Annotated in this window: 2 protein-coding genes; one reads left to right on the plus strand and one right to left on the minus strand. The window is 63.2% G+C overall.

Features of this window, described 5'->3' with window-relative positions; all coding sequences use genetic code 11:
- Nucleotides 1–80: 80 nt before the first annotated feature.
- Nucleotides 81–1,196, minus strand: coding sequence for a sensor histidine kinase (locus ACO1BU_RS33055; RefSeq protein ID WP_424140183.1), 1,116 nt, complete (start codon nucleotides 1,194–1,196; stop codon nucleotides 81–83).
- Nucleotides 1,197–1,534: 338 nt separating this feature from the next.
- Between ACO1BU_RS33055 and ACO1BU_RS33060 the strand changes: the two genes are divergently transcribed.
- A partial coding sequence (locus ACO1BU_RS33060) for an Ig-like domain-containing protein (RefSeq protein ID WP_424140184.1) occupies nucleotides 1,535–3,686 on the plus strand: 2,152 nt, incomplete at its 3' end.

A 3,686-nucleotide genomic window follows, 5' to 3' on the forward strand; every position in this document is an offset into this window, starting at 1 on the left:
ATCGCGCGACGCTCAAATTCACCGAGCACGGCATCGAAAGCCTCAAGGAACTCTGCCTCGACCAGAAGCGGTGAGCGCGGTCAGCACGTCTGCGCTCGATAGCCCGCGGCCCCGGCCGGATGGATACGCTTCAGCGCGGCTCCTGTAAGCACTTGGAGGACGCCGTCGTGCAGGTCCCGGCTGAGCCGCAGCCGGTCTTCTGCTGCGGACGCCTCACGCAGCATATTTCGTGCCGCTGCCTGCTCGAACGCAACCGCGATCCGTGCGGCGACGAGGGCTCCTATGATGAAGTCCTCAGCGGCGACCTTCCGCCGCCCAGGGATGAAGAGCCAGCCGTCGATCTCGTCGGACCGCAGCGGGAAGCAAAGAGCCGCATCCAAGTCACACCGATGGCGTATGGCCTCATTGATCGCTGGCTCGTGTCCTCGCCAGACTCCGAGGCGGCCCTTCCCCTGGTGTACGAATGCCACGTTGCCCTCGGCAAGGAAGCTGACTTCGGCCAGGTCCTGGCGGACAGGCGGATCAATGGTGCCGGGAGGAAGGCGCGTGGTGCGGGCTTGGCCTGCGGACCAGTCCGCGAGCTCCACCCAGGGCTCCAGCACATCACTACGAACAAGGATAATCCGCGGAGCGTCGAACACCTTTGCCGCATATTCTAAAGCTTCGGACACCGACTGGTCCGCCGTTGATGCGGCGGCCGGCCATGTACCCAGTCGGATCAACTCGTCGCCGAACCGGCGCTGCTGAAGGCTAAAGAGGGCTAGCATCGCGCCCACGGCGAGCACGTGAGCACTGTGCACGGCAAAACGGGTGGGTTCAAACTCCGTGCCCTGCAACGCTGGCCAGAAGGCGACGCTCGACATCGCGTAAATGGCCACGACGCCCATCGTCGTCCAAAGGATGCCACGCCAGCCCCACCGGAAACTGGCACTGAGCAGCGGACAGGTGAGGAATGCAAAGAATGGGCTGTCCGCAACCTCGCCAAGGTTCATTAGCGCAGCAGAGGCGAGAACATCGACCAGATGGGTCGCAAGGCCAAAGGGTAGCAGCGTTGTTCGAATGAACAGTACGAGTGCCAGCACCGCAGCTGAGTACGCAAAGTAGACAGTTGCAATCCATACTATCACAAAGGCGTGTTCTAGTTGTTGAGGCGGATACAACTTTAGGGAGAGTATTCCAGCGAAGGCGATGATCATGCGGGCTGCTGCCACCACACGATCGGTACGGCTCAGGAGCCTACTCTCTCTCGTCGACGCATAAGAAAAGCGTGACTTAAAAGATCGCTGTGTTGTGTCGCCCGACAGCTTCTCTAGGTCAAACTGGCGCAACCACCGGTGGAGTGTTCGCCGCTGAGTACTCATACCAAAGTCTCGGCAATCGGGGTGCCACCTAACTTTTGATAGGGGAACCCCTGTCGTTCGATAACTACTTCGCACGCTCCCATTTTTGTAATTGCCCCCCCACGAGTGGTGCTGACCCGCGCTTCTGCCTCGGTCTTGGCACGATGTTGTAATTTTTTCTGTGGGGAAACGTCATGGCTGTCAAAAAGATCACTGGGCGTCTTTATAAAGATAGCGGCGCGTCCCTTAATGACGGTCTGACCTCAGATGCCACCCTGACCGGAATTACCAATCCCGGTGCCGTGGTGACCTTCACTGAGGGCCGCAAGGTCCTGGGGACTGTCAAGGCTGACGGTAGCGGCAACTGGACCTTCAGGCCGGCGGGCCTGGCGGACGGCAAGCACAGCATCGTGGCCACCGCGAGCGACGGTACTAAGCAGACCGCGAGCACCACCCTCGGTTTTACGCTCGACACCAAGGCGAGCGTCACACAGAAGCTGGTCAACGACACCGGCAGCGCCGGCAGTGACGGGGTCACCAAGGACCCGACCCTGACCGGCAAGACCGACCCGGGCGCAACCGTCACGCTCACTGAGGGCGGCAAGCTCATCGGTACCGCCACGGCCGACCGGAACGGCAACTGGACCTTCAAGCCGGCGGGCCTGGCGGACGGCCAGCACAGCATCGTGGCCACCACGAAGGACCTGGCCGGAAACACGGCGACCAGTACCCTCAGCTTCAAGCTGGACACGAAGGCGAGCATCACGGAGAGGCTGGGCAACGACAGCGGCACCTCCGCCACCGACGGAATCACCAATGACGCCACCCTGGTCGGCACGGCCGAGGCAGGTGCCCTGGTGGTGATTACCGAGGGCTTCAGGATTCTCGGGTCTGTCAGGGCCGGCAACGACGGCAAGTGGAGCTTCAAGCCGACTGGTCTATCAGACGGTCAGCACAGCATCACGGCGGCCACCTCGGATGCGGCCGGCAACATCGGCATCACGAAGTTCGGCTTCACCCTCGACACCAAGGTGCCGGGAGCGCCGTCTGGCATTGTGTTCACCGACGACGCAGGCGCGGTTAAGGGGAAGATTGCATCGGGTGCTACCACCGATGACGCCACGCCGACCCTGGTGGGCAAGGCCGAGGCCGGCGCAACCGTCTCCGTCTACCACGGTGTTACGCTTCTCGGCAGTTCCAAGGCCGGCGCCGACGGATCCTGGAGCTTCACCCCGGGAACCCCACTGACCGACGGCAGTCATAGCTTCTACGTGCAGTCAGTGGATGCTGCCGGGAACGCATCGCCACCTTCCGCCGTTTACGCGATCACCGTGGCCGCAGGCCCCATCACTGACCCGTCCAGGCTCCCGACGACCGGAGGCACGGCCAAGGAGGACACGGTTATCTATTCCGGCGCCACGCAGGTGGGTGGCGCGACCCCTTACATTCTGCCGGAAGCAATCGAGAACTTTGACGCGACAGGAACTGGCGCGGTCAACATCGCGGCCAATGCCTTGAACAACGTCATCGGCCTGGGCATGGGTGCCCAGGACAAGGTTGACCTGTCCAGCGGCGGATCCGACCGCGTAACCGGCAACGCTGCCGAGCTCCATGGCGCCAGCATCTCCGGCTTCGGCACCGATGACACCGTGGTAGTCGAGGGCGCCTCGGCCGTGAAGATCTTGAAGATTGAGGCGGGGTCCGCCGTTCTTCACCTCGACACGAACGGGGATAACACGGCCGACACAACCATCCGCCTTGTGGGCGAGGGCCTCGACGGATCGAAGCTCACCGCTCACGACTTCGAGATTGCTGCAGTGAGCGGCGAAAGCGTCATCAAGTTTGCTCCCACTGACGACCCAGCGCCGACCTACAGCATCTCCGATGCCATGGTGGCCGAGGGTGGCAAGCTGCTCTTCACGGTGTCGAGCAGCGCCCCGGTGGCGAGTGACACGCTGGTCGAGACCGTCGGCCATGGCAGCGTGACCATCAAGGCGAACGAGACCTCGGCGGTGCTCGAGGTGCAGACGCGGGACAACGCCACCTATGGCGCCAACCCGGAGGTGGTGGTTCGCCTGGCCGAGGCCTTTGGCGGCGACACCGGCACGGGCCAGGTCGCGGATGACGAGGCGGCGCCGACCTACAGCATCTCCGATGCCATGGTGGCCGAGGGCGGCAAGCTGCTCTTCACGGTGTCGAGCAGCGCCCCGGTGGCGAGTGACACGCTGGTCGAGACCGTCGGCCATGGCAGCGTGACCATCAAGGCGAACGAGACCTCGGCGGTGCTCGAGGTGCAGACGCGGGACAACGCCACCTATGGCGCCAACCCGGAGGTGATGGTTCGCC

Origin of the sequence: Roseomonas chloroacetimidivorans, from assembly GCF_049629625.1 — a bacterium.
Classification (GTDB): Bacteria; Pseudomonadota; Alphaproteobacteria; order Acetobacterales; family Acetobacteraceae; genus Roseomonas; species Roseomonas chloroacetimidivorans.

Bases quoted from the DNA above. Each gene is read 5' to 3' on its own strand.
- ACO1BU_RS33055 (WP_424140183.1), bottom strand. From the start codon at position 1,196: ATGATCATCGCCTTCGCTGGAATACTCTCCCTAAAGTTGTATCCGCCT.